The organism is Paenibacillus sp. TSM33 (assembly GCF_056099025.1).
Genome location: NZ_JBLZXB010000099.1, coordinates 1 through 205 on the forward strand (window position 1 = coordinate 1; position 205 = coordinate 205).

The 205-nt window shown below is 51.7% G+C and carries 1 rRNA gene; it reads left to right on the forward strand.

Annotated features, from left to right (window positions below):
* Positions 1–205 (forward strand): 23S ribosomal RNA (locus ACN6NF_RS26065); the annotation flags it as partial.

Consider the following 205-nt stretch of genomic DNA (forward strand, 5'->3'; position numbering starts at 1 on the left):
CAGGAGCCGACGAAGGACGTGGCGAACAACGATAAAGCCTCGGGGAGCTGTAAGCAAGCTTTGATCCGGGGATGTCCAAATGGGGAAACCCGGCTGTCTTCATCGACAGTCACTACTCACTGAATTCATAGGTGAGTGAGAGGCAGACCAGGGGACCTGAAACATCTAAGTACCCTGAGGAAGAGAAAACAATAGTGATTCCGTC